General features: G+C 55.5%; 15 protein-coding genes. 10 read left to right on the plus strand and 5 right to left on the minus strand.

Annotated features, from left to right (window positions below; translation table 11 throughout):
- Positions 1–3: 3 nt before the first annotated feature.
- Positions 4–1,419 (plus strand): tRNA uridine-5-carboxymethylaminomethyl(34) synthesis GTPase MnmE, encoded by a 1,416-nt coding sequence (mnmE, locus tag CRO08_RS01325; protein WP_097035682.1) that lies wholly within the window; start codon positions 4–6, stop codon positions 1,417–1,419.
- Positions 1,409–2,272 carry a GRP family sugar transporter gene (locus tag CRO08_RS01330; RefSeq protein WP_255252198.1) on the plus strand — a complete coding sequence of 288 codons (864 nt, stop codon included), beginning with the start codon at positions 1,409–1,411 and terminating at the stop codon, positions 2,270–2,272. The genes mnmE and CRO08_RS01330 overlap by 11 nt, the downstream gene beginning before the upstream one ends.
- Here the strand turns inward: CRO08_RS01330 and CRO08_RS01335 are convergent.
- A complete protein-coding gene (locus CRO08_RS01335; protein ID WP_097034754.1) occupies positions 2,253–3,164 on the minus strand; it encodes a hypothetical protein in 912 nt (303 codons plus the stop codon). The two genes, CRO08_RS01330 and CRO08_RS01335, sit on opposite strands and share 20 nt — an antisense overlap.
- Positions 3,165–3,222: 58 nt before the next feature.
- Here CRO08_RS01335 and CRO08_RS01340 point away from each other — a divergent pair, with 58 nt between their 5' ends.
- From CRO08_RS01340 to CRO08_RS01350, 3 genes are all read left to right on the plus strand, one after another.
- Positions 3,223–4,041, plus strand: a complete 819-nt coding sequence (locus tag CRO08_RS01340) for a hypothetical protein (RefSeq protein WP_097034755.1) — start codon at positions 3,223–3,225, stop codon at positions 4,039–4,041.
- 34 nt (positions 4,042–4,075) lie between these two features.
- Positions 4,076–4,561, plus strand: a complete 486-nt coding sequence (locus tag CRO08_RS01345) for a hypothetical protein (RefSeq protein WP_097034756.1) — start codon at positions 4,076–4,078, stop codon at positions 4,559–4,561.
- Positions 4,562–4,633: 72 nt separating this feature from the next.
- Positions 4,634–6,688 (plus strand): fibro-slime domain-containing protein, encoded by a 2,055-nt coding sequence (locus tag CRO08_RS01350; protein WP_097034757.1) that lies wholly within the window; start codon positions 4,634–4,636, stop codon positions 6,686–6,688.
- On the opposite strand, the gene CRO08_RS01355 is transcribed toward CRO08_RS01350, so the two are convergent.
- Both CRO08_RS01355 and CRO08_RS01360 read right to left on the minus strand, forming a co-directional pair.
- Positions 6,689–8,074 (minus strand): MATE family efflux transporter, encoded by a 1,386-nt coding sequence (locus CRO08_RS01355; RefSeq protein ID WP_097034758.1) that lies wholly within the window; start codon positions 8,072–8,074, stop codon positions 6,689–6,691.
- A 57-nt stretch (positions 8,075–8,131) separates the two neighbouring features.
- Positions 8,132–9,019, minus strand: coding sequence for a GGDEF domain-containing protein (locus tag CRO08_RS01360; protein ID WP_097034759.1), 888 nt, complete (start codon positions 9,017–9,019; stop codon positions 8,132–8,134).
- Between the two features lie 331 nt (positions 9,020–9,350).
- On the opposite strand from CRO08_RS01360, the gene CRO08_RS01365 reads away from it, so the two are divergent.
- The 3 genes from CRO08_RS01365 to CRO08_RS01375 all read left to right on the plus strand — a co-directional run bounded on the left by CRO08_RS01365 (position 9,351) and on the right by CRO08_RS01375 (position 18,895).
- Positions 9,351–13,790: a fibro-slime domain-containing protein gene (locus CRO08_RS01365; RefSeq protein WP_176495019.1), complete on the plus strand. Its 4,440-nt coding sequence runs from the start codon at positions 9,351–9,353 to the stop codon at positions 13,788–13,790.
- 166 nt (positions 13,791–13,956) lie between these two features.
- A complete protein-coding gene (locus tag CRO08_RS01370) occupies positions 13,957–18,438 on the plus strand; it encodes a fibro-slime domain-containing protein (protein ID WP_097034761.1) in 4,482 nt (1,493 codons plus the stop codon).
- A gap of 43 nt (positions 18,439–18,481) precedes the next feature.
- Entirely contained in the window at positions 18,482–18,895 is a 414-nt protein-coding gene (locus CRO08_RS01375) for an SPOR domain-containing protein (protein ID WP_097034762.1), read from the plus strand.
- A 73-nt stretch (positions 18,896–18,968) separates the two neighbouring features.
- Here the strand turns inward: CRO08_RS01375 and CRO08_RS01380 are convergent, their stop codons facing one another.
- Together CRO08_RS01380 and gluQRS are read right to left on the minus strand one after the other, a co-directional pair.
- On the minus strand, positions 18,969–23,060 hold the full coding sequence (locus CRO08_RS01380; RefSeq protein ID WP_141398186.1) for a hypothetical protein: 4,092 nt from the start codon (positions 23,058–23,060) through the stop codon (positions 18,969–18,971).
- 36 nt (positions 23,061–23,096) lie between these two features.
- Entirely contained in the window at positions 23,097–24,017 is a 921-nt protein-coding gene (gluQRS, locus tag CRO08_RS01385; protein ID WP_097034764.1) for a tRNA glutamyl-Q(34) synthetase GluQRS, read from the minus strand.
- Between the two features lie 156 nt (positions 24,018–24,173).
- On the opposite strand from gluQRS, the gene CRO08_RS01390 reads away from it, so the two are divergent.
- Positions 24,174–24,764 (plus strand): hypothetical protein, encoded by a 591-nt coding sequence (locus CRO08_RS01390; protein ID WP_176495020.1) that lies wholly within the window; start codon positions 24,174–24,176, stop codon positions 24,762–24,764.
- Positions 24,764–25,360: a PolC-type DNA polymerase III gene (locus CRO08_RS01395; protein ID WP_097034765.1), complete on the plus strand. Its 597-nt coding sequence runs from the start codon at positions 24,764–24,766 to the stop codon at positions 25,358–25,360. The genes CRO08_RS01390 and CRO08_RS01395 overlap by 1 nt, the downstream gene beginning before the upstream one ends.
- Positions 25,361–25,416 lie beyond the last annotated feature (56 nt).

Raw genomic sequence — 25,416 nt, forward strand, 5'->3', positions numbered from 1 at the left:
AGCATGGATTCCCAGACGATAGTCGCCCCGATGACCCCTTCCGGCGTGAGTGCCGTGGCCGCGCTCCGCGTGAGCGGAGCCCACGTCCGTGACGTGGTCGCGCGCCTGTTCGGGAATGAACGTCTGCAGAAATTGAAGGCGCGCGAGGCGTGCCTCGGGACTGCGCGTGACCCGCAGTCGGGCAAGCTTATCGATAGCCTATTGTACATCTTCTTCGAGGGCCCGAATTCCTATACCGGCGAAGACGTGCTGGAACTCTACCCGCACGGGAACCCGCTTATCGTACGCGACCTGCTGCAGGCAATCCGCGGGCTCGATGGCGTGCGCCTTGCCGAACCCGGGGAATTCACGCGTCGCGCCTTCCTGAACGGCAAGATGGACTTGACGCAGGCCGAATCTGTGGCCGACGTGATTCACAGCGCGAACCGCGCAGAACTCGAGAACGCTCACCGCCTTCTGGGGGGAGCCCTCTCGAAAAAGATTGCGGCACTCGCTTCGCAGGTCAAGGACATCTCGGCGCGCCTCGAACTCGATGTGGATTTCGCGGAAGAGGAGGCCGACCCGGACTTTGCGGGTTGGGAGGCGCGGTTTGTTGCTGTCCGTGAATCTATCCAGCAAATTTTAAACAGTTTTCACGGGAAGGCTTCGCTTAGCAGGCTCCCGCTGGCCGTGCTCTACGGCGCGCCGAATGCGGGCAAGTCAAGCCTTGTGAATGCCCTCCTGGGCGAAGACCGCGTGCTCGTGAGCAATGTCCCGGGTACAACGCGCGACTTTGTGGAAGTGCGCCTGTTTCTCGCGGGTGGCGAAATCCGGCTGGTCGATACCGCGGGCATCGCGGCGCAGGCGACAGACGAACTCGATGCGCTCAGCCAGAAGAAGAGCAGGGAAATTCTCGAAGAAGCCGACATGAAGATTCTCGTGGTGGACGGGGGTTCGCGGAAGTGTTGTTCTCGCGACGGCGAATTAGCATCTCGTCATTCTCGCGAAGGCGAGAATCTTAGAACGTCCACCTTCGCGGACATGACAAATAACGCGGACCTTGTCGTTTATTCCAAGTCCGACCTGCGCGCAGTCCCCGACAGGAACGGCGCATCCCCGATTCCCGATGGCGAACTGAGTGTTTCTTCCAAAACAGGCGAGGGTCTCGACGCTCTCCGCCAGGCGATGAACGCCTCCCTGTTCAAGCAATCTGCGGACGCAGAAGACCTCTGGATTACGAGCGAGCGCGAGAAAGCCTGCCTCGAAGACGCCCTTGCGGGTATCGACCGCGCGCTCGACCTGCTCCGGAACAATCCGGCAGTCGAACTTTTGGCTTTTGAAATGCAGGTGGTGCGTCGTGCACTCCAGAGCATAACGGGCGAAATCTCGTCCGAAGACATTCTACAATCTATTTTCGCGGGGTTCTGCATTGGCAAGTAGCACGCTCAGTTTAATCGGTGTCCTCATCGGGATTTTCGCTTTCGGGACCTACATGGTTCCCCTGAAAAAGTACCCGAACTATTCTTCGTGGGCGTTCCTCGCCGTGATGGCGGTGGGCGCGCTCTTCTGTTCCACCGTTATCGCGGGAGTAACCGGGCAGTTCAACTTGGCACCGGTCGGTATTTTCTGCGGGCTTCTCTGGGTTATCGGCGGCGCGCTCTGCTTTTGGGCGGTGCAGGCCGAACAGGACCTCGCGGGTACGGGGCTTCGGTCCATGAGCGTGAGCATCTTGCTCTCGTTCTTCAGCGGCGTGGTCATATTCCAGGAACCGACCCTTCTGTACTTCTCCGTTCCGGCGATTGCCTGCATGGTTATCGGCATCTGGATTCCTGCAAGCAAGACCAAGTCCGTGTGGAAAAACTGGCGCTCGCTCCTTTCGGGCGCGATTTTCGGTACGTACCTGATTCCGTACAAGTTTAGTTCCCTTGGTGATATGGAATTCCTGTTCCCGTTTTCGGTGGGCGTGTGCGTAGGTAGCGTATTGCTTGTCGCCATCATGACGCTCAAGCGCAAGAAAAGTTTCGGTTATCCTAAAATTCCTACTTTGTTCGCATTTGCGTCCGGCATCCTCTGGATGCTCGGTACCCTCGCCATCTTCTGGGCCATCGCCGACGACGGCATGTTCGGCTACGCAGTGGGCTACCCGCTTCTGCAGCTCAATCTCGTGGTGAACCAGATGTGGGGCGTGTTCGTGTTCGGTGAATACGCAAGCCGTCATGGCCGCATAAAGCTTGCGCTCTCGACCATTGTCATATTGGTTGGAGCGGTGCTCCTTACACTTTCAAAGATGTAATTTCAGCCTCGAATGTTTCGGCGGATTTTGCGTCCTCGTTGTAGAGGGCGCAGATTTTTTTTGTGCTCAGTTCCAGCACCTTGCGGGCAAGTTCGTTGTTGCCTTCTTCGCGCAGCATGCGGAGCGATGCGTCAATGCGCTTCACGTCCAGCGGCTCGGGGTAGTCCTTCATGAACTTGTACAGCAGTTTCACCTGACGGTCGTAATCCTCGTCGGATTCGCAGGCGAGCAGGAAGGGAATCACCTTCACGTTCAAAAGGTTCCCGAGGTCGCCCACGAACGTGTTCAGCGATGCTCCTTCGGGGAACAGCTCCACCGTGTCGCTCATGATGTCGTCGTTGTCGAGGAACTGCCCGTTCTCGAACTGCGAGAGCATATCGTTCAGGAGCTCCATCTCGTGCTTCTTCGTCTGCTCGCGGTAACGCGCCTGGTAGTAGATGGGGAGCGTCGTGAGGCAGAAATGCGCCTGGTTCGCGCCGATGAATTCCCCGACAAAGTAAATGTCGGCTTCTTCCTTGAGAATGTCTTCTTCCTTGGTGAAGTTGCCGATGCGCGCCGGGATGGGGATGACTTCCATGTTCGAAAGTTCGTGCAGGCGGTCGCGCACCGTTTCCACGTCAAGATTCTCGGGCAGTTCGACGCCGTTCTCCTCCATCGTTTCGAGGAGCTCGTTCAGGCGCTCGTCCATCACCTGGTTCCTGCGGCGGCGCGAGGGCACGGTCGGGTTGAACTTGCGGAAATCGCCTTCAAGCGTCAAGAGTCCGTTCTTGATCATGTCGTCGAACGGCGTGTTGCTTTCTTCGGCGTCTGGCGTGGGCAAAATCCTTGCGTAGGCAATCATCCTGCCGCAGAGCCTGTCGTCGTTTCCTTTTTTCTGTTCAATACCGAGCATGACTACAATATAGCAAATAGTCATCTCTAACCTGAATCAAAATCCTATATTTACATATATGGAACCGGCCCTCTGGCAAAAGATTCTCGACCTGTGCAACAGGCTCTCGAACGTCACGTACGAGAACCTCACGAAAATCATACGCCTCGAATCTACCGGCAGCGCTACGGCCGCGCGCAACCTCGACGACAGCGACCAGAACGATATAGACACCTGGATGGGCGGCGGCACCTGCTTCAGCATGACGTGGCACCTGTACCAAAGCCTGCGCGACATGGGATTAAACCCGCGGCTCGTGATGGGCCACAAACGCAAGGAACGGAACATCCACTGCGCACTTATTTTACCGGATGCGGATCCTAACGCGTCATCGCGAGCCGAAGGCGTGGCGATCCACTCAGAATTTTTATTCGATCCCGGCTACCTGATTTTTGACCCGTTGCCGATTCCGCTCCCGAAACCCTTCGGTGCAGGTGAGGCGCTCTTCCCGCTGGTGCCGAACAGCGTGCGCCTCGTGCGGCCCGACATGGATTCCATGGAACTCTGGACCGGCGGCGCCCTCCGTACCGACGGCTCGATTTCTTCGCCCATGAAGTTGCGGTTCGAATACCCGGTGGCAGGCGTGAGCGTCGAGGAATTTAAACAGCACTGGTCCGAAAGTTTCTACCGCGAGATGATGACCTACCCGGTGTTGAACCGCCTCGACCGCGAGCGCGGCGTGCAGTACTATTACCAGAAGGGCAACCTCGTGATCCGCGACGCAAACGGCAGCCGCATGGAATGCATCGCCGAACCCGAAAGGGTCGAGAAATTGAGCGAAATCTTCAGGCTTTCGTCCGAACTCGTGTCAAAGGCGCTTGGTATCCTCTCGAAATAAGTATATATTTAGAAACAAACAATAGGAGTCCTATATGAAAAAGATTCTGGCCGCTTTCGCCATCCTCGCTTCCGCAGCCCTCATTGCCTGCGGACCTTCCAAGCTAGAAATTCAGGAAATGTCGTCTGCCTGCGACGTGTCCATCGAAGTGGGCAAGGTGCTCGATGATACCATTAGCCTCTACGTGGGCAACATGTTCTTCTTGAATGCGAAGCAGACCGTGAACGAGGATCTGTTCCCGCTTTCGGCTAGCATCCGTGACCCGATGAACATCGAGGTGAAGGGCCGTACCGACGTGATTGCATCCGCCGCCGACTTCATTGCCTACCTCCGCCGTTCCGCCCCGAACGCCGTGAACTTCGGTATTGTCATTAACGAGGCTGCGAATAACGAAATCGGCTTCGACGAGGCAAAGACCGTCAACCGCCTGGTCGAAGTCTTCAAGACCCTCGAGGGCGGCTCCGTCATCCTCTTCCACGAGAAGGACGGCCAGCTGACCGACGCGAAGAAACTGTTCTAGTTCGCAAAGAATAGTTGATAGAATTTATACTATATTTTTAGTGTAAATTAAATTCTTTGGATAGGAGGAAATATGAAGTTCTTAAAAATTCTGTTGTCTGCGGTTGCGATTGCGGGCGTGCAGAACGCCCTTGCAAAATGCGAAGGCACGCTCTATCTGATGCCGCAGGAAGGCTGGACGGGTCGGTTCTACGTCATGACCGATTCCACGTCGACCGAGGTGAGCCCTCGCTACGATGCCGAAACGCGTTATTTTAAGGTTGACCTGGCTCGGGCGGCGAGCGGTGAAAAGGATTCGACCTTTGCCTTGGTGAATCATCTGTATATGCCGATGAAGTATATCGTTCAGGCAGAATGGAACAACGCTGTGAATGAGGATTTCCGTTACCTCAAAGGAAAAACAGACATCAAGTGCCCAGGAGCCGGCAACAGCGTATTTGTTCTCGAGGACCCGGAACAGCCGGGTAAGACCCTTGTTACCTCGGAAAAACCGAAAATCAAGTATCTCTATTTCTTGCCTCCCGATAAGGAAGAATGGTGGGTGACCCCGCCCATGTGGTCGGGCGACGGAAAGTATGCGAGTGGCAAGCCGCTCAAGCCTGCCGAAGACAGGTGCGGTTGGTTCTATACGTCGTGGGTCTATGGAAACGTGCCGGGTGATTTCATTATCTTCAAGAAGGGCGATGAATCCCTGAAGGAAGCCATCGGAATAGATGGGCTGGGTGCCGCCCTCGAACCGATTCCCTTGGATATGGTATTCGAGGTCTACGAAATGGACACTCTTTTCTTCTTTGCCGATCCCGATATGGTCCCGGCAGGTGGCGAATTGTTTGGGACATCTGACAATGATGCCAGTGGCAATTGTTCCTACTTCTTGCAGATGACGTTCTACGATACCGATGCAAGCCTGCACGGCGCGTTTACCTGCGATGATTACCCGAATATGGGCGCCAACGCGTGCTATTCCGCAAACGCCAAGTACAACTATCCTGGCGAGGGTGCGAAGAATACAGTCCCCTGCATTGGCGTGACTCCGGGAATCGTTGCCGATCTGCTTGACCCGCAGACGAAGAAGCCGACCTACAATGCTGCAAGCGGCTGCTTCGTGAGTGCGGAAGCATTCAACGCGATGTTTACGGCGACTCCGGATGTGAACGTGGTCCACGAGTTCGGTTCGCGCGGGGTGTATTTTTACATGAACCAAAACGGCCTGTGGCAATACGACAGCTATTGGAGCACGAATCCTTCGCAGGCATTCACTCCCTTGAACGACCTTGCCGATTCTGTCAAGAACGAAAAGTGCACGGGAACGTGTGCGATCGCCGCCACCCTAAGGGAGGAATATGGTGGCATCCGGTATGGCATGGCTAGCAATGATCTCGCAAAAAACTTTATTTCCGATAAGGCGCAACAGGCGCTTGGCGATGTTTACGACTGGTCCCTGACAGAACCCAAGACCGGGCTTCCGTATATTGACTTGTATCCGGTATCGGCGGGCGAGTTCGCCGACGGGGATAAGCCCAATGTCTACGACGTTCTTTCGTGGGATGACCGCGTCAAGAGCGAGGGCAATCAGCATTTCTGCCTGGAAACGCACTCGATGTTCACTTACCGGCCGGGAGCGTTCCTTGCGGTACGCGGTGACGACGACATCTGGGTGTATATCGACAACAAACTGGCGATTGACCTGGGCGGCCTCCACATGCCGGCTCCCGCTTACGTGAACCTGGACGAGTTTGCTGGTGCTTCTGGCGAGCTTGTAGCGGGGAAAGTTTACGATTTCGACATGTTCCTCTGCGATCGCCGTACGACAATGAGCAACCTGCATATTCTGACGAACCTGAACCTGGCCGGGTCGCCTAATCCGGAAGGTACTGATGCAGTAAAGGAGCCTGCCGTGCGTGTTGCCGGAAAGGTCCCGGGCTTTACTGTCCGCAACAGTTCCCGCTCGACACTTGCCATTGTTACTCCGGATGCGTCTGCGAAAACGTATGCGGTTATGGATTTGCAGGGCCGCATCGTGCGTCAGGGCGTTGTCGCAGGAACCGAGACTCTCGTGCAGAATTTGCGCGCTGGTTCCTACATCGTGAAGATCGGCCTCGATCACCGCCGCGTGAACATCCGCTAGCTATTTCAGCTTCTTCAGTTCGTGCCGGAGCATGAGCACGCCGATGATGGCCGCACCCGTGTCGGCGATGGGCTGCGCCATGAATACGCCCTTCAGTTCAAAGAAGTGCGGGAGCACGAGCATGAAGGGTATCAGCAGAATCACCTGCCTGCAGGCGTTCAGGAACATGGACCGGAGCGCCTTTCCCGTACCCTGGAAAAAGCTGCCCGAAACGAGCCCGAGCGGAATCATGAAGAACGCCGCCCCGAAAATACGCATGGCCCACGCGGCGACTTCTTGCAGCTTGAGGTCGGAGGGCGCGAAGGGGGCCACGAACACTTCGGCCTTCCACATCAGTATTGCCCACGCCACGAGCATAAAGCTCCCCGCGTAGATGAACGTGAACTTGAGGGTGCCCTTCACGCGGGCGTTGAGGCGCGCGCCGAAGTTGTACCCGATGATGGGTTGCGTGCCGTGTACAAAGCCGAGCAGCGGGAGCAATATGAACGAGGCGATGCTGTTCACGATGCCGAATGCGGAAATCGCGAGGTCGCCGCCCGAGAGTGCACCCGTGTCGTGCAGGCTGATTGCCCCGTAGGTGGTGAGGCTCCAGTTGAGTATGGCATTCATCAGGCTGTTGCATACCTGCATAATGCTGGGCGGAATGCCGAGGATGATAATCTTCCTCACGTACGCGAAACGCAACTTCATGTGGCGCCAGCGGATGCGGATGGGGGTATCCTTCTTTACGAAGAACTGCGTGATGAGCGATGCCGCCACCAGCTGTGAACCGATGGTCGCCCACGCGGCGCCCTCTATGCCCCAGCGGAACTGCACTATGAACAGCCAGTCGAGCGCGATGTTCGTGACGGCGCCGATGACCTCGCGGAACATGGCGGTTTTCGGGTGGCCCATCGAGCGGATAAAGTGGTTCATGCCCGGGGCGACCGTCTGGAATACCGCGCCGCAAAGCAATATGCGCATGTAGCTGCTGGCAACGGGGAGTGTCTGGTCGCTCGCGCCGAATAGGCGGAGCAGGGGCTCCATGAATATCTCGCCGAGCGTGAACGTGGTGGCGGCCATCAGCAACAGGAGCGAGAACGAGTTGTTCAGAATGATGCTCGCCTGGATGTACTTCTTTTGCCCGAGGCGGATGGCGAACAGCGTGTTGCCGCCCACGCCAATCATCATCGACATCGCCATGATGAACAGCATGATGGGGAAGCACAGCGTGATACCTGCGATGCCGAGGCTTCCGACTTCCTGGCCCACGAAGAGGCGGTCTACTATATTGTAGAGCGCATTCACCAGCATGCTCACGATGGAGGGCACCGAGAACTGCAAAACCAGTTTCGGGATGCTCGCGGTACCAAAGGAATTGAGGCGCTCGGAATTCAGTTTCGACATTTCGGCGCGCAAATATAGAAAATGTGTAATGTGCCCTCGTCATACCGCAGCGCGAAGCTACGGTTCGAAGGCTACCCGGTTCCTGCCGCCTTCCTTGGCCACATACAGCAGACGGTCGCATTCGGCAATCAGTTCCTCGACCTTCCCGATGTTTTCGCCCTGGCGGCTGCACAGCCCGAGGGAAATCGTCACGGGAATGACCGTGTCCTTCCACGAGAACTTGTGGCTTTCCACCGCCTTGCGGAGGCGTTCGGCGCTCTTCCGTGCGTCTTCGGGGCCTATCCCCGCGAGCAGCAGCAAAAATTCTTCACCGCCGTAACGGGCGAGCAGGTCGGCCTCCCGCTTTTCCTCGTTCAGGATTCTCGCAATTTCCTTCAGCACCATGTCGCCGCACTGGTGGCCCCAGGTGTCGTTCACGCGCTTAAAGTGGTCCGCGTCCACCATGATGGTGTGTACAAAGTAATTGTTCCTGCGGGCGAGCGCGAGTTCGCCGAGGCTACGGTCAAAGAAGTTCCTGCGGTTGCTTATCTTGGTGAGCGGGTCTATTGTTGCCGCCTCGTAGAGGGCCTTGTCTATCGCCTCTTCGCTCTTGTCCTTGAATTCCACCTTCATCACCATCTTGCCAATCTGCAGGCGGTTGTCGGAATCGAGGACCTTCTCCTCCACGAATTCCCCGTCCACGAAGGTGCCGTTCGTGCTCCCGAGGTCCTTGACGGTCACGCGGATTCCGTCGAACGTGATGGCGCAATGCCTGCGGCTCACGAGCTCGTCATCGAGGCGCACGTCGGCATCTTGCCCGCGCCCGAGGGTAATCGTCCCCTTCGGGAGGGGAATCTGCTTGAATTGGGTCTGGGGGTACAGGATTATAAGGTGCGGACGCAGCTCGATTTTCTCGAATTTGATTGTCTTGCCCGGGGTAACGATGGTCTGGTCTAAATCCTGCATAAAAGTCTCCGCACAGCCTATTATAAATATAGTCTGAAATTTACGGCATGTGCCTGCATGACATTATAGAAAAATAGTGAACAAAAGGACCCTAAAAGCGCTCATCAAGATATTAAAACAGGATGAAAAGCCATGATGTAACTTAAAATTTACCGTATAACCCGCAAAATACGCGAAAAAATCACAAGAACGGTCCCCTTTTCAAATATTTTCAAAAAAAATTACCTTTTTTTGTAAAAAAAGGATAAATTTCAAGGCGGTGTGGCATCGCAAGAGGCCGCTGTCTTTTTGCTATGCTATTGGCTGGAGAACCAAAATGGATAAAAAAATTATGAAAGAACATAAGTCCTCTCTCATAGGGTGTGTATTGGGTATCGCGATGTTCCTTGCAGGGGTGCAGGGTGCATTTGCGGCAAATTGCGCGGGAACGGCTTATATAAAGACTCCGGCCACCTGGACGGACTTATATATCTACTACGGTAACGAAAGTACCAAGGTGCCTGCAACCGCGCTTGATGCCGCTTCGGGATACTACGTGTTCAATCTTGCTCAAGTGACGGGCAATGACAACTCTACGTTTATCGTCTACACGACGACGGACGGTACGAACATCGACAGTCCGGGTATTCGCCGTATGGACGGCAGTACCGGTGCCGACTATGTGGGTGCCGGTCGCCCTGGCTTGAGGGATTTCCAGTGCCCCGGTGCAGGTGAAAAAATCTACATCCAGCCCGATGACACTAGGCCGGGCAAGACCTACGTGGGTAAAGTTCCTCCCACGGCAAAGTACTTCTATGTGCTAGTCCCCGAAGTGAAGGAATGGCAGTCCGACGAGATGATGATCCATTACGAACTTAACGGTGTCCCTAAGGACACGGCGATGAGCCCGATGCAGACGATGTGCGGCTGGTTCGGCATGGTGTTCAACGATGCTCCGATTAACGTGTACATGTACCTGAAGAACGACACTACCATGCAGCTGGGCATGAATGGCCTGTGGGGTGAAGAAGAAGTCGCTACTCCGGTAGACCTGAGCCTCCTTTACGAAGCCTACGGCACGAATACTCTTTACTTTATTCCTGACGATGGCGACTGGCCCGGTGAAGAAGATGGTGGCTGGTATGTGACCGACCCTGGTGTTCCTGAACCGGGCAACAATAGCCGTTGTACCTTCAGCCTCGCCGCTGTTATTTACGATACGGATAAGTCTGTGAACCCGCTGTTCACGGAAGATGCGATTGACCTTACCGGGTATGGAACCTGCGTGGGCGTTCATCAGGGAATGGTGATGACTGACCTTGGTGATGACAATAAGCCCGTGTTCAACCCGGCTAGCGTTTGGGCGCAAACCTGCTTTACCAACGAAACCAACTTCAAGACCTTGTTCAACTATACTCCTGGCAAGAACGAAGTGCAGTGCTACGATATGCCCTTCCGTCATTACGGTAATGATACCCGTTGGGGCTACGATTCCGATTCCGCTGTTACAAATGGCCTTATCGGCGGCTTCTCTCCGCTCGAGAATTCTACGGATGCCGGCGTGGTTACGTTGAACATCAACGGCGTGCCGACTCTGGCCGGCCCGCTTGCCGCTGCCAGAACCAAGCGCCCGGCATGTGGCCCTGTCCCGAACTTTGCGGATTCCATTCTTGGCGTGGACCTTGACCACTACTGCAAGACTCCGGGTTGGCCGACGGGCAAGGATTGCGAAGGCCTGTTTGCCAATGGTGATGAAGTCCCTGTGGGTAAGATTTGGTGCTGGGGTGACTACTGCAAGCCCGGCTTCAATCGCTGGGGCCAGGATGGTACTGTTTCCAAGACTGAAACGCGTAACCAGCATTTCTGCTTCGAATCGCATGCAACGTTCACCTACAATGAATCTCAGGAATTTACCTTCCGCGGTGACGACGACATCTGGGTGTTCATCAACAGGAAGATTGCCGTGGATAACGGCGGTGCGCACCTTGCCGCTCCGGGCCACGTGGTGCTGAGGAACCTGAACACCACCTATGGAGCAGGCTTCCTTGTGCCGGGCAACGATTACCCGATTGACATCTTCTTCTGTGACCGCCGTACCACGATGAGTAACGTGATTATCAAGACGAACATGTACATCAAGCAGTCTACGGGTGTTATGCTTTCTTCGAAGAAGGACGCTGCCTCAGGTGATATCGCGGTGAATATCTGCGTGGAAACCTCGGGTGGTGGCGACTGTGCCTCTGTGGCTCTCGGTGGCGGCACCGGCCCAGAAAAGACTATTAAGTGCGGTGACGAAATCGACAAGCCCATTACATACTCTATTACCACCCGCAAGGGCGAAACGCCTGCCGGCTGTGCCGACTGTGCTGCGCTCCCGTTCGGCCCGACTGCCGGTAACAACGGCTGGGTACACGGCGGTATCAACCTCGCAGATCCGAGAAACCCTGTTGTCAACCCCGACAAGATTACCGGGCTTGCTCCTGGTACTTACTTCCTGAACGTGGAAGTCAACGGCAGCAAGGAAAAGTTCAAGTTCCGCGTGAAGGGTAACCTGGGTATCGTTTCTAACGATGTCAAGTTCGATAACGTCGATGGCGACGATGCCGCCTATGCTAGCGGTACTACCTGGAAGTTTGTCGGTGAAGGTATGGCGGGTACGCGCGTGCCGATATACGTGTCTGCTCCCGATGACCAAGGCGGTATCGACCTTATCTCTGCTCCGGGCCAGAGCTACACGCTTACGCTTACCGTGGGTGCAACGCTTTACAAGACGAACGACCCCGCCGATCCGAATTACGGTGTCCCGCTCGTGACCCCGCTGGCGTCGTCTGTGAATCCGACGGGTATCGACACGTTCTGGCTCGAAGTTCCGCTTGCTGGGCTTTCTGCCGGTTCCATGCCGGTCACCGCCTCCGTGGGTAACACTTCGGCTACCATTACGTTCTATGCTCCGGCAATCTCGTTTGCCGAACCTGCAACGAGGGATTCCCTGGGCAATGTGCTTACCTGGAACCCGGTCACGCAGGACCCGGACTTCGAGGAGGACGGCGTTACGGAATACTTCCACTGGGTGGGTTCCGACGTGGACTTCTTCGTGATTATTTCGAACCCGGTTACCGGTGCCCTCTGCACGGAATGTACGTTTGATATCGATGTACTCGATGCCTCGAATGGTATTACTTCGCAGATAGGCAAGTATGCCGATGGCGTGTACCTGGTGCGTATCCGCAGCAATCTAGAATACTCGGTCGAGGCTGCCTCCATGGTTGTCGGTTCTATCGAGAACAACGCGATTGCCGCTCCCTATGGCAACATGCACTTCTACAAGCCGCCTGCACCGATGCCGCTCATTGTCGACCTGTTCGACGTGAAGGGCGCCCCGCTTGGCGAAATGAACATCTATCATGACTTCCATAGCGAAAGCCAGGAATACCTCGACGGTAAGGCCGACTCCATGGCCATTATCTACGACCGCAAGATTGACAAGGATTCCATCCCGACCTACATTTGCTTGAATTTCGACGAATCGAACCTCGAGAAGATTAATCCCTATGAAATGGGCATTTCGAACAACAATAAGGATACGGAGATGAAGTGCTCCGCCCAGTTCGATACTGTCGCTATCCGCAAGGCGTTCGAAAAGAGCCCGGACGGTGGCCAGACGCTCGTGTTCGCTGTCGACGAACCGCTCAGTAAGGATGTGAAGACGCTCGTGAACCCGGATAACAAGATTGCCTCGTTCACGGTGTACAAGTGGAAGGGCAAGGAAGCGCGTACCTTCTTCGAGAAGGGACTTACCGACCGCATGGCTCCGGTGATTCTCTCGGCTCGCGCGTCTAACGAAGGTGATGGTGCCGTTTACGACCAGGTGAGGATTATTGTTTCCGAACCGGTGACCATGATGGATGCGAACTATGGCGCCCAGGCGTTCAGCTACTACCTGAACTCCGCCATTGATATCGTGAGTGAGTCTGCCCGTTACATGCACTCGACGGCGGGTAACGTGCCTCAGCCGAAGAAGGATACCATCAACCTTCGCTACTACAACGCCGACCCGAACAACCCGACCCCGCACGTGGGCGACTACATCCGCTTCCGTGCCGATGCCGTGATTTGGGCCGATACCTCGAACGGTGTTGCTCCGGGTATGGATACGCTCCGCCAGGCGACAGACCCCGATTGGCACTGGAATTCGCCGACGAACTACAATGCGACGAACCGTCTGCCTTCTCCGTGGGTGCAGGTCGTGGGTGACGCAAAGATTGACGTGTCTACGATTTCGTACAACGTTGCTGACCCGTCGAGGGTGACTCCCGACATGCCGGTGGGCGAGATATTCCCCGTGAAGACGAACGAGAACATGGACAAGGTGAAGGCTGACCATCCGGGTACGCTCGGTCACTTTGTGCAGTCCGACATGGGTTCCATCATCGGGTCCAAGGACGAATATGCCTCGCTGGACAAGAGCGAAGTTTACTTCCAGTACGAGGTGGACTACTTCACCAACCTGGGTGCCTTCGTTGCTCACCAGAGCGGCAGGCTCTACTGCAACGACAAGTTCTTCTCACCCGACCCGAGCACCACTCCGGATGGCATGGGTGACTGCGTGAAGAACCCGCGCAACTTCTACGTGGCCTGGAACATGCTTTCGGACAAGCACCGTCTGGTGGGTACCGGCGCCTACATCACCAAGTACACTTCGTTCGTGAAGCTTGCCGACAAGGGCAAGGTCGCGAAGAAGGAACTGACCGAAGTGTGGGGCGTGAAGCGCGGCAAGGGCGTGGTCAAGTAATTGCGAAACACACAAAAAACTTACATCGCTGAAATTGAGTGATTTTACTTAAGTCTCCCGAAAGGGAGGCTTTTTTTTGCGCGAAAAAAAAGTAAATTTCCCCGCAAGTGTGGCATGTTGGGGTATCCCGTATGCTACTGGTTTGAAGCAGTTATGGATAAAAGGTATGAAACATAATAAGACATCCATCTTAGGGATTGTATTGGGTATCATGGGGCTCCTTGCAGGGGTGCAGGGCGCTTTTGCTGGTTGCTTAGGCACAGCTCTTTTCAAGGCTCCAAGTGATTGGACTCAGGCGATATTTACGGGGCAGAATAATGCTGCTGGGGCAAAGACAATTACCGAGAGGAATGCCGAAGGCTTTTTTGTGGTTGATTTGTCTACTATTGGTGCTCCGGATTACGCCAATCGGTTCAGCATTACGAATAGCATGTCTTCGGGCATGACCAGTTTTATTGTAACTGATACTACGTGGATGGTTCAAAATCCGTACGATGCCAATGCACGTGCTAACATGACGACCCTCCCGTGCCCGACTTCTGATGATGGTTTGGTTTATATTGCAGAAGATGTTTTGAATCCAGGTAAGACCTATATTGGTAGTACTGCTCCCGATGCGAAGTTTTTCTACATATTGTTGCCCGAAGAAAAGGAATGGCAGTCCGATGACCTGATGATCAGCTATACCACTGCGCAGGGAGTAAAGAAGGATACCGCCATGATTCCTTCGCCGGACTATTGCGGCTGGCACTATATGGTGTTCGATACTCCGCCTTCCGATGCTGTGTTGTACCTGAAGAACAACAAGGATGTGCAGTTGGGCATCAACGGCCTGTGGGACGATGACGGCGTGGCAGATCCGGTTGACCTTGCTACTGTCTTTGATGTCTACAGCGTGAATCAGCTATTCTTTATTCCCGACGACGCCTTGTGGCCCGATGACGGTTCGGGTGGTTGGTACGTGGAATACCCTAACGTGGAAGGTACTTGCACGTTTACGCTTGCTGCGATTATTTATGATACTGATGAGTCGTTAAACTCGGCTTTCACTTCTGATGGAAACCCGGTGGGTCCGGGGCAGTGTGTGGGTGTCTTTACGGGTTTGGTTAAGGAAGACTTGGGTGCGGATGGAAAGCCTGTATATTCTGGCTCAGCAGATGCGCAGATGTGTTTTGGCAATTCTCCGGCCGAGGCCGAGGCAAACTTCCATGCGATGTTCAACTATGTTGCCGGCAAGAACGAAATGCAGTGTTACGACATGCCCTTCCGCCATTACGGCAAGGATACTCGCTGGGGCTTTGATTCCGACTCAACTCATTACGACCTGGCTGGTAACCCGCTGACAAAAAGTGGGTGCAATGCCGACTCTTCGAGTTGTGCTTTCTCCGGTGGTTTCTACCCACTGGAATGGCCGGAAGACTTTGATGCGTACACGTATGGTGCAGACGCCGCGACGGTTACTACCGGTGCCTTCGGCGATGCCGGCGTAGTTGTGATTGGTGGTGTCAAGATGGGCCCGACTCCGGCAGCAAGAACGAAGAGAGAAGCTGCCGCTCCGGTGCCGCTCTATGATTCGGTCAAGGCGTTCGATCATTACTGCAATACGGCTGGCTGGAGTGGTGGTATTGATTGTGGTGCGGTACATTCGTTCAATGAGGGAAGCCAGCCTCCGGTGTGGAACTGGGGTGTACGTGAAGACTGGCAGAAGATGAACGGCAACAAGAAACTGCTGCGCAACCAGCAATACTGCTTCCAGTCGCATGCGACATTCACTTATAACGAAAGTCAGGAATTCACGTTCCGCGGTGACGATGACATCTGGGTATTTATCAACAATAAACTTGCCGTGGATAACGGCGGTGCGCACCTTGCTGCCCCCGGCCACGTGGTACTCAAGAATCTGAATGCCAAGTATGGCGCGAACTTCCTCGTACCGGGCAACGACTACCCGATTGACATCTTTTTCTGCGACCGTCGCAGAACAATGACGAACGTCATTATCAAGACGAACATGTACATCAAGCAGTCTACCGGTCTTGACTTCTCGACCCAGCAGACGAGCACGGGTGGCCTGCAGATGAATATCTGCGTGGAAACCTCCGGCGGTGGCGACTGCGCCTCCGTGGCTCTCGGTACCGCCGGGCAGGCGGACCAGCAGGTTACTAAGGAATGCGGTGGCGATATATCGGTGCCGATTGCTTACTCCATTTCTACCCGCAAGGGCGAAATTCCGGCAAACTGCAGTGACTGTGCGGCGCTCCCGCTCGGTACCATCAGCCACGGCGGTATCGACCTGACCAACCCGAAGGTGCCTGTTGTGTACCCGGATAAGATTGGCGGCCTCGCTCCCGGCTCTTACCGCCTTGTCATCGAAGTCAATGGCAAGAAGACTTACTACTCCTTCCGCATCAAGGGTAACCTCGGTATTGTTTCCCGCGACGTGGTGTTCGATAACGTCGACAAGGAAGCTTCAGTCTACAATTCCGGAACCAAGTGGAAGTTTATTGACAAGGCTATGGCGGGTACGCGCATTCCGGTGTATATCTCCGCTCCCGATGACCAGGGCGGTGTTGACCTGATTTCGGCTCCGGGCCAGAACTACTCGCTATCCCTTACTGCGGGCGCAGCGCTCTACAAGACGAACGACCCTGCCGACCAGACCCCGCTGACAACGCCCTACTCCGGAACGGTGAATCCGACGGGTATCGATACCCTCTGGGTGGAAGTCCCGCTGGCAGGCCTTGCAAGCGGTACGCAGGAGGTGACCGCTTCCGTGGGCAACACTTCGGCTAAGCTTACGTTCTATGCACCGACAATCACGTTTGCGGAACCCGCTACCAAGGATTCTTTGGGTAACGTGCTTACCTGGAACCCGGTTACGCAGGACCCGGATACGGATGCGGATGGTGACGAGTACTTCCACTGGGTAAGCGCCGACGTGGACTTCTACGTTATCGCGATGAACCCGATAACCAACAGCGTGTGCAAGGAATGCTCGTTCGTGCTTGACGTCATCGACGCATCGAACGGTATTGTTTCGCAGGTGTCGCCGTTTAACGAGGGCGTGGCTCTCGTGCGCATTCGCAGCAACGTGGAGTATTCTACTACTGCGGCCTCGATGGTAGTTGCTGCCCTCGACAACAACGCGATTGCTGCCCCCTATGGCAACATGCACTTCTACAAGCCGCCTGCACCGATGCCGCTCATTGTCGACATGTTCGACGTGAAGGGCGCCCCGCTTGGCGAAATGAACATTTACCATGACTTCCATAGCGAAAGCCAGGAATACCTCGACGGTAAGGCGGATTCGATGGCGATTATCTACGACCGTGCGATTCATGCGGACTCCGTCCCGACGTACATCTGCCTGCATTTTGACGAGAGCAACCTCGACAAGATTAACCCGTACGATATGGGCATTTCGAACAACTCTCGCGACACCGAGATGTATTGCTCTACGCAGTTTGACTCCGCGACTGTCAGGAAGGCCTACGACCGTAGCCCGGATGGTGGACAGACGCTCGTGTTTGCCGTGGATGACGCGTTTACGAAGGACGTGAAGACCAAGGTGAACCCCGACAACAAGATTGCCTCGTTCACGAAGTACGAATGGAAGGGCAAGGAAGTGAAGACCTTCTTCGAGAAGGGCCTTACTGACCGCATGGCTCCGGTGATTCTTGCGGCCCGCGTGTCTAACGAAGGTGACGGCGCTGTTTATGACCAGGTGAGGATTATCATTTCTGAACCGGTGACTGTACTGGATGCGGGCTTTGGCGCGCAGGCGTTCAGCTATTACCTGAACTCCGCCATCGATATCGCGAGCGAGTCTGCCCGTTACATGCACTCGACGGCGGGTAACGTGCCGCAGCCGAAGAAAGATACCATCAATCTTCGCTACTACAACGCCGACCCGAACAACCCGACTCCGCACGTGGGCGACTACATCCGCTTCCGTGCCGATGCCCTGATTTGGGCCGATACCTCGAACGGTTTTGCTCCGGGTGCCGATACGCTGCGTTCTGCGGATGATGCTTCTTGGACCTGGAATTCCCCGACGAACTACAACTCCACCAAGCGCTTGCCTTCTCCGTGGGTGCAGGTCGTGGGTGATGCCAAGATTACCGTGACCACGATTTCGTACAACATTGCCGATCCGTCGAGGGTGACGCCCGACATGCCGGTGGGCGAGATATTCCCCGTGAAGACGAACGAGAACATGGACAAGGTAAAGGCTGACCATCCGGGTACGCTCGGTCATTTTGTGCAGTCCGACATGGGCTCCATTATCGGGTCCAAGGATGAATATGCCTCGGTGGACAAGAGCGAAGTGTACTTCCAGTACGAAGTGGACTACTTTACCAACCTGGGAACGTTTGTTGCACACCAGAGCGGTAAGCTCTACTGCAACGACAAGTTCTTCTCGCCCGACCCGAAGACCACTCCGGATGGCATGGGTGACTGCGTGAAGAACCCGCGCAACTTCTACGTGGCCTGGAACATGCTTTCGGACAAGCACCGTCTGGTGGGTACTGGCGCCTACATCACCAAGTACAGTTCGTTCGTGAAGCTTGCCGACAAGGGCAAGAAGGCCAAGAAGGAACTGACCGAAGTCTGGGGCGTGAAGCGCGGCAAGGGCGTGGTCAAGTAAAGTGTCACACCGAAGCTGGGGTCTTTTTTTCTAAATTATTGATATGCGAAAGATTGCTATAAGCCTGTTTGCGTGCGCCCTCTCTACCCTCGTGTGGGCGGGCGAACCTACCGATATCGATTCCCTCTTCCGTGGCAAGGAATACAAGCCCGAACTCAGCGCATCGCTCCGCGATACGACCAACGTGAATTCGGCGGTTCCGGGCAAGAAGGACTCGAAGGATTCGAAGGGCAATGGGCTCTACGTGCTCCAGTTCGAAGCCGTGGGTGACTTTGATGCCGCCCAGCGCCGCAGGGCACAGATTTCTGCCGCGACCGGCTACAACATCAACGTGGTGTTCGACGCGCCGTTCTACAAGTTGCGTGGCGGTGGTTGGTCTACAAAGAAGGCCGCTGACGACAAGGCTCGCGAACTTTCTGTTTATAACATCAACGCGCTTGTAGTTAAACTAAGGTAAATTGCTTTCGTTAGTCGCGGCCTTGCCCGTGAATGAAAAGGCTCGTGCTAAACGAGCCTTTGCTTTTTCTGTTTTATAAAAGTCCTAGTAACTGCTTTACGGCGAAGTCGTCCAGGTTCGTCGGTATGAGGGCGCGTTCTTCGGGCGAAACGTAGGTGAACTTGCGCTCGCTATCGGGGCGCATGCTCCTGTCGCGTAGCACTACGGGCAGGTTCTTCGTAGAATAGAAGAACTTGCCGGTCTTGATGAACTTGTGCCTCTGGCAACCCTGCTTGATGGCGTCGTTCAATGCCTGCAGAATCTTCGGGCCCGCGCGGTCCACGTGGTGGAGCTCCAGCAGGCGGGAAAGCAGCATCTCTTCGTGAATGGGCGCCTCGTGGTCCACGTAGAACTTCATCTGCACAATAAGCGCGATGCAGTCAAGTTCGGCAATCGGCTTGTCGTGTGCCGTCCCTTCGATTTTCGGGTGCACCGCCTGGTACGGCACTGCCGTTACTTCGGGTGCGTTTTCTTCGTCGGTCGCATCGCCCGTTTCGGATTCTTCGGGTGGCGGCGGGGCCACGCTCTGCTCAATCGCGATGGTCGTTACGATGTGGCTTGTCTCGTCGTTGTACGAGAGGTACCAGAATGGAGTCCAGATAGAAATAACCTTCCAGCCCAGCTGGCGGAGTATTATCGGGCGGATGTATTCGCGGTCTTCCACGGATTCGCGGAACCGCTCGCTGGTACAGTCGTCCTCGATGACGGCGAGGAAGCGGTTCGCGTTGTTCGCGTCCACCACGACGGGCCCGACTGGGATGCCGCCTTCGGAGAAACTTTCCTCCGCATTGATGTTCTCGCGCTTCAGCAAGTCCATGACCTGTTCGCGGAGTTCTGAATCTGCGATGTGCGATTCGGCGGGTGCGTCATCCGATTTGCCCTGCAGGTAGCTGATCCAGTCCCAGAAAATCGAGGGCTTTGCCGTTTTTTGCATGGCGAGGTCTTGCTTCGTGATGAAGGTAACCGTCTCGTTGCGCGCAAGCGTCGTGCATACGGCGAACTTGCGGTCTGCTGTAATCTTGTCTATGCCCTCGTTTTCGGCGCAAATGAATATCACGTCGCGGTAGCGGTCTACGGCGCGGTCGGGAGTCTTCACGTAGAAACTGATGGGCATCTCCGACTGCACGAAGAACGATTTCTTTGCGGACTTTTCGGCGAGTGCGCTGATTGCCGTTTCGATTTCGTGGCAGCGGTCCTCGCTGAATGCGATGATTCCGAGGGTCTGGCCCGGGTGCTTTTCGGCATGCTGGACGGCTGCCTTCGCGATATCGAGAACCTTGTCTGCAATAACTTTCAGTTGGCAGTTCTTGGCCTTGCTCTTGAACGGGAGCGGGAACTGCTTGATGCCGCCGTTGTAGATATGCGAGTTCGCGAACTGGAAGAGCGTGGGGTTTGTGTAGAATTCCGAGTGCCAGAGTTCGCGCGTGGGAATACCGCGACGGAGCGTAGCCGTCATGATATTTTCCATAAAGAACGTCGTGTGCGGGGGAGCCACGTCGAGGAACGCGTCGTAGGCGTGCTGCTCGATGGTGGGCACGTGCGGGTTCCCGACCAGGATGGTCTTTTTTGCAAGAAGCACGAGCGGGATTGCCTCTGCGACCGAGATGCAGTCCGCATCGAGCAGAATCACGGTATCGAACTGCCTGTCCTTGCTGAGCGAGAACGCCTCGTCGATACTAAGTATGGCGAGCTTGCCCGTGTCGGCAATGGCATGGACTTCGCGGAAGTTCGCGTTGCAGAACTGGTCGAGCAATGTGCGGTACTGCTTGCTCAGCTGGGAATGGGCCTTGGGCGATTTCGCGAACAGTTCTGGGTTCGCCTTGCCAATCTTCTGTATCTGCGTGCCTGCCCAGTTGTAGGTGCAGGCCTTCACGATTTCTTCGTTGATGGCGCCCGGGTTCTGCAGGTAGCGTACGAGGCTCGTGCACCCGAGTTCTGCGACCTTCTGGAACAGTACGGAAAGTTCAATGTGAGAATCGATGCTGTTCCAGTTTTCGCGCCAGGTGGCAATCTGCGCAAGCCATTTTTCGAAGGTGAGGCTCTCGAGCGGTGTCGTGAGGTTCAATGCCTGCGAAAGCGAACGCGTTGTAGAAAGCAGTTCCTGGAGGGTGTTCCCGTATTCGTCTAATTGCGGGAGAATCGCCTTGATCTTGTGCCAGTGCCCGAGAACGGTGAGCATCAGGTCGAACTGCGGGGTGTCCTTGAATTTTTCCCGGAATTCGTAGAGGTAGGTAATCTTCTTGTTCAGGCTTACCCAGTTCGATTTCTCGTAGAGCCAGTCCTTGCCGAGCAGATGGTTCCCGAGGACCGCCGTGTCCTTGTAGGCGCGCTTGTTGTCTTGCAGCTCGAGGAGCGTGTCGATAAGGTCGAGCAGGTGCGCGTCCGACGTGACTTCTTTCGGGTTCTTGAGCACCTTCATGAGGCGCCTTCTGGAACTGCGGTAACGGTCCGAAAGCCCCTTGAGCGTTGTCTTCAGGCTTTCTGCAAATTCGTCGCGGAACGAGAGGATGTTCTCGTCGATGGCATCTTCGGTGTAGATGTCGGATGTCTGCCTGTGGTAGCGCACCCAGCTGTCACCTGCTTCGGGGAGCGCGCGGAGAGTATCCTGGTAGGCGCTCCAGCTGGAGGACTTGAGGTCCCAGTCTTCAAATTCGGGAGTCTGCGCGTCGAAGTTGTTGCGGATGAGTTCGATGACATCGGCAAGAACGTTGAGGTAGACGCCCGTGGGGAAGATTTTTTCTTTCTCGAAAAGTTCAATCAGCGGGCCGAGCGCGCGTGCCTTCTCTTCGGCAGTCTGGAGTATGGCTTCGATCTCGGCCTTCTTTTCGGGAGTGAGGTCTGCGACCTTCACGTTTTCAAAAGTCTTGCGCGCGGTGATGCCGTTCTGGCTGAAGTACAGGGCGACAATCTGTTCGAGCGTGTTGCGCAACTGGTTGAAGCGTTCGTAGTCGAGCGCGCTCGATTCCTGGAATATGGAATCAACGAACTTGGCCCGCACTTTCGGCGTGAAGGCGAATTCCTTGAGCACGTTCGTGAGGCTCGTATTGCTGGGCTCGACAACCTGGTTGATGGACTTGTAGTAAGAGCGGAAGTAGTTCCTCGCGGCGTTCACCTGTTCGACCAGCGTGTCGCGTTCGGGTCCGCTGAACTGGCGGAACTGCGGGTCCCATTCCTGCAAGAAGGCCTGCCGGCTCAGGTTGCGGCGGGTAACGACCAGCGTGCTCTTGCCCTGTGCGAGTGTCTCGGCAACGATGTTCGCGGCGACCCGCATCTTTTGCGTGCCGGGCAGCGTCTGTATGGCATAGCCGAGCGTACTTTCTTGCAGGGCGTCTATCGTGACCTTCGTGGTATGCGAGTCCGTCGTGTAGAGGAAGTGGTGCTCGGTCGGGTTGAATATCTGGTCAAAATCTGCATCGTCGAATACGGATTCCTTGATCTGGAACCCTTCGTCGTCGAGGAGGGAATTCAGGAAGGAGTTCGCCGCAATGCGTTTTTCGCTGTGGAAATCCTCCATGCATTTCTTGAGCCTGAGCCTGCTCGAGTTGAGGAAGGCAAGGCAGATGCCGTGGCGGGTGAATTTCCAGTTGCGCTCGGTCGAGACGGCCTTTTCGAAAAGCGAAAAGTAGAGCGATATGCTGAACTGCCCGTTGACTATCGCGTCTTCGGCGCTCGGGAGCCCGATATCGGGCATGCGTTCGCGCAACACGATGTTTTCCATCGGGAGCGTCTTGGAAAGCGTGAGCGACTTGCCTTTGGCATCCACGTCGATAGGGACAAGCAGGCTCGGTGCGAGCGCGTTGCCGTCCCACTTGAGGAACCCGAGGAGCAGGTAGAGGTCGGACTTCCCGAAATCCTGGCGCTTTTCCCGGAACACGGAGGAAAGGATTTGCTCGCGTTCCTGTTTCTGCTTCGCGGTGAATGTCTGCGATTCGGGAAGGAACGTGTCCAGCGGGATAGGCGTACCGGAATGGAGCCATCTGTCGTAGAAGGCGTCTCCGGCTTCAAGCAGCAGGGGTGTCTGGAATTCGTTCTTGATAGAAAAATGCAACAGCCTGTCCTTGTTTTCGAACAGGGCAGCTTCTGCGCATATCTTCTTCACGGTAGACACTTGTGTTGCTTGCGGCATATTAAGAATATAAGATTTTTTGCTGTTTAGGCAAGTTTACAGGGATTGTTCTACAATCGAAATGGCATTTTCAAGGCTCAGGGGGGTGCTGTTCGGCAGAAAACCCGCCTTGTGGCATACCCTGCCCAGGATTTCCCCGGCGGTAATGCCCGCATCGCGGTCCTGCCGCAGGCTGTGTGCGCGCTCCCGCTTGGAAAGCTTTTTGCCTGCGGGGTCCACGATAAGCGGGTGGTGCAGGTACAGCGGCGGGGTTTCGCGCCCGAGCAGACGCATGAGGGCGATTTGCCTTGCGGTTGAACTGCGAATGTCCTCGCCGCGCACGATATGGGTGATTCCTTCCTCGATGTCGTCGACGCAGACGGCGAACTGGTATGTCCATTGCCCCTCGCGGTCACGGATGGGGAAGTCGCCGCATTGCAGTTTCGGATTCTCATTGAAGTCGCCGAGGCGCATGTCGTGCCAGTGTATTACTTTGTCGGAAATCACGATGCGCAGGTTGTGCGGTTGCTCGTCACACCGCAGTCGCAAAGCGACAAGTGTGTCCATGGAGGTTTTTGCCTTGCTGCGCAAGGCTTCGGTATGACGCAGGAAACACTTCCCGCGATAAACGATTTCGCCGGTCTCGCTCTTGGGGTTTTCTGCTTCCAGCTGCTTGCGGCTGCAGTAGCACGGGTACACGAGTCCCTTTTTCTGCAGGCCTTCGAGTGCGGCTTCGTAGAGGGCTGTTCGCGCGCTCTGGATGCTCTGGGAATCCCACCGGAATCCAAACCATTCCAGGTCTTCGTAAATGCTGTCGATGTATTCGGGGCGGGCGCGACCCTGGTCGTGGTCCTCGATGCGCAGGTGTATTTGCAGGCCCCATTTGCGTGCCGCCGCCCACACATAGAGTGCCGAAAGCAGGTGGCCTTCGTGCAGGTAGCCCGTGGGGCTCGGCGCAAATCGTATTTTTCCTTCCATGCAGGGAAATGTAACAAATGTGGCGGTTTTAGGGGGCGATAAGTGCTGTTTTTACTTTTTTATGCTTTTAAGGCGTCAAAAACGGCGCAGAATCCACTTTTTTTATTTATATTCAGAACGTGAGGGCGTTTGTGCCCGCAAACAGGATTTTGGGTAATGCAAATGAATTTTATGCGCGCTTTTAGGATTGCCGTCGTCGCAGTGGCGGCCTGCATGGTGTTCTCCTTTGCAGAAGATATCGTCGCGAAGACCTCGAACGGTTCGACCGTGATTCTGCACGACAACGGCCGCTGGGAATACTACCAGAACAATGCAAACATTCGTGACGTGCGCGAATCCGCCGTACCGAAGGACGCCCGCTTCGAGGTTTCCGTGCTGTACGAGAGCCCGGACAAGGTAAAGAAGAACGTGCGCATGGCGATGGAGGCGGACTTCGCTACCGAAGAAGAAATCAAGGACAGCCTCCGCAAGGTGCCGAAGGGCGGCTACGTGTACTTCCAGGTACCCACGAAGCAGATCAAGCCCGGGCTTACGCGTGAACTCACGTACTCGCTGTACGATGGCGGCAAGAAGGCGATATTCACGAAGACGGTTCGCGATTCCGAGGCAACCCCGAGCGAGGATGCCGGTATATCGAACCTGCTGGTGGTGCCTGTTTACGGTCGCCCGAAGTCGAAGGTGATGCAGGCGAAGGTCGAAGACCGCGCGAACCACGCCACGCTCGATATCGAAATCCCGATACGCTGATGACCGCCCCGAAGCCTGAATTACTGAAATTCGCAGTCGTGGATGTGGAAACGACCGGCGGAGCGGGAGATGCGAACCGCATTACCGAAATAGGGATTGCCCTGCTGGATGGCGACGAGCAGGTAGGGGAGTTCCATAGCCTTGTGGACCCGGGCGTGCCCATAACGCCGTTTGTCAAGAACCTGACCGGCATTACCGACGAGATGGTAAGCGGTCAGCCGCAGTTCCAGGCGCTTGCCGAAAAGATTGCGGAACTCCTGGACGGGCGCATCTTCGTGGCGCACAACGTGCAGTTCGATTGCCGGATGGTGCGCACGGAACTCAAGCGTTGCTGCGTGAAGTTTGACCCGCCGAGGCTATGCACCGTGAAGACTTCGCGCAAGTTTTTCCCGGGATTGCCTAGCTACAGCCTGCACAACCTGACGGAATCGCTCGGGCTCAGCGACTTTAGGCATCACCGCGCGATGGACGATACACTTGCCTGTGCAGAAATCCTGAAACTTGCCTACAGGAAGGTCGGGCCGGAACGTATTTTGAAAGAGGTGAAGAACCTTTCCACCCCCAAGAAGGCGCGTGTCTTGAGCCCCAAAGTCTAATTTGCAATAAACATTGCCCAACCCGAACCAACCAGCAACCAATAACCATTGACTAA

The organism is Fibrobacter sp. UWT3 (assembly GCF_900230125.1).
In the GTDB taxonomy this organism is placed as follows: Bacteria; Fibrobacterota; Fibrobacteria; order Fibrobacterales; family Fibrobacteraceae; genus Fibrobacter.

Bases quoted from the DNA above. Each gene is read 5' to 3' on its own strand.
- mnmE (WP_097035682.1), top strand. From the start codon at position 4: ATGGATTCCCAGACGATAGTCGCCCCGATGACCCCTTCCGGCGTGAGT.
- CRO08_RS01335 (WP_097034754.1), bottom strand. From the start codon at position 3,164: ATGCTCGGTATTGAACAGAAAAAAGGAAACGACGACAGGCTCTGCGGC.
- CRO08_RS01340 (WP_097034755.1), top strand. From the start codon at position 3,223: ATGGAACCGGCCCTCTGGCAAAAGATTCTCGACCTGTGCAACAGGCTC.
- CRO08_RS01345 (WP_097034756.1), top strand. From the start codon at position 4,076: ATGAAAAAGATTCTGGCCGCTTTCGCCATCCTCGCTTCCGCAGCCCTC.
- CRO08_RS01350 (WP_097034757.1), top strand. From the start codon at position 4,634: ATGAAGTTCTTAAAAATTCTGTTGTCTGCGGTTGCGATTGCGGGCGTG.
- CRO08_RS01355 (WP_097034758.1), bottom strand. From the start codon at position 8,074: ATGTCGAAACTGAATTCCGAGCGCCTCAATTCCTTTGGTACCGCGAGC.
- CRO08_RS01360 (WP_097034759.1), bottom strand. From the start codon at position 9,019: ATGCAGGATTTAGACCAGACCATCGTTACCCCGGGCAAGACAATCAAA.
- CRO08_RS01365 (WP_176495019.1), top strand. From the start codon at position 9,351: ATGAAAGAACATAAGTCCTCTCTCATAGGGTGTGTATTGGGTATCGCG.
- CRO08_RS01370 (WP_097034761.1), top strand. From the start codon at position 13,957: ATGAAACATAATAAGACATCCATCTTAGGGATTGTATTGGGTATCATG.
- CRO08_RS01375 (WP_097034762.1), top strand. From the start codon at position 18,482: ATGCGAAAGATTGCTATAAGCCTGTTTGCGTGCGCCCTCTCTACCCTC.
- CRO08_RS01380 (WP_141398186.1), bottom strand. From the start codon at position 23,060: ATGCCGCAAGCAACACAAGTGTCTACCGTGAAGAAGATATGCGCAGAA.
- gluQRS (WP_097034764.1), bottom strand. From the start codon at position 24,017: ATGGAAGGAAAAATACGATTTGCGCCGAGCCCCACGGGCTACCTGCAC.
- CRO08_RS01390 (WP_176495020.1), top strand. From the start codon at position 24,174: ATGCAAATGAATTTTATGCGCGCTTTTAGGATTGCCGTCGTCGCAGTG.
- CRO08_RS01395 (WP_097034765.1), top strand. From the start codon at position 24,764: ATGACCGCCCCGAAGCCTGAATTACTGAAATTCGCAGTCGTGGATGTG.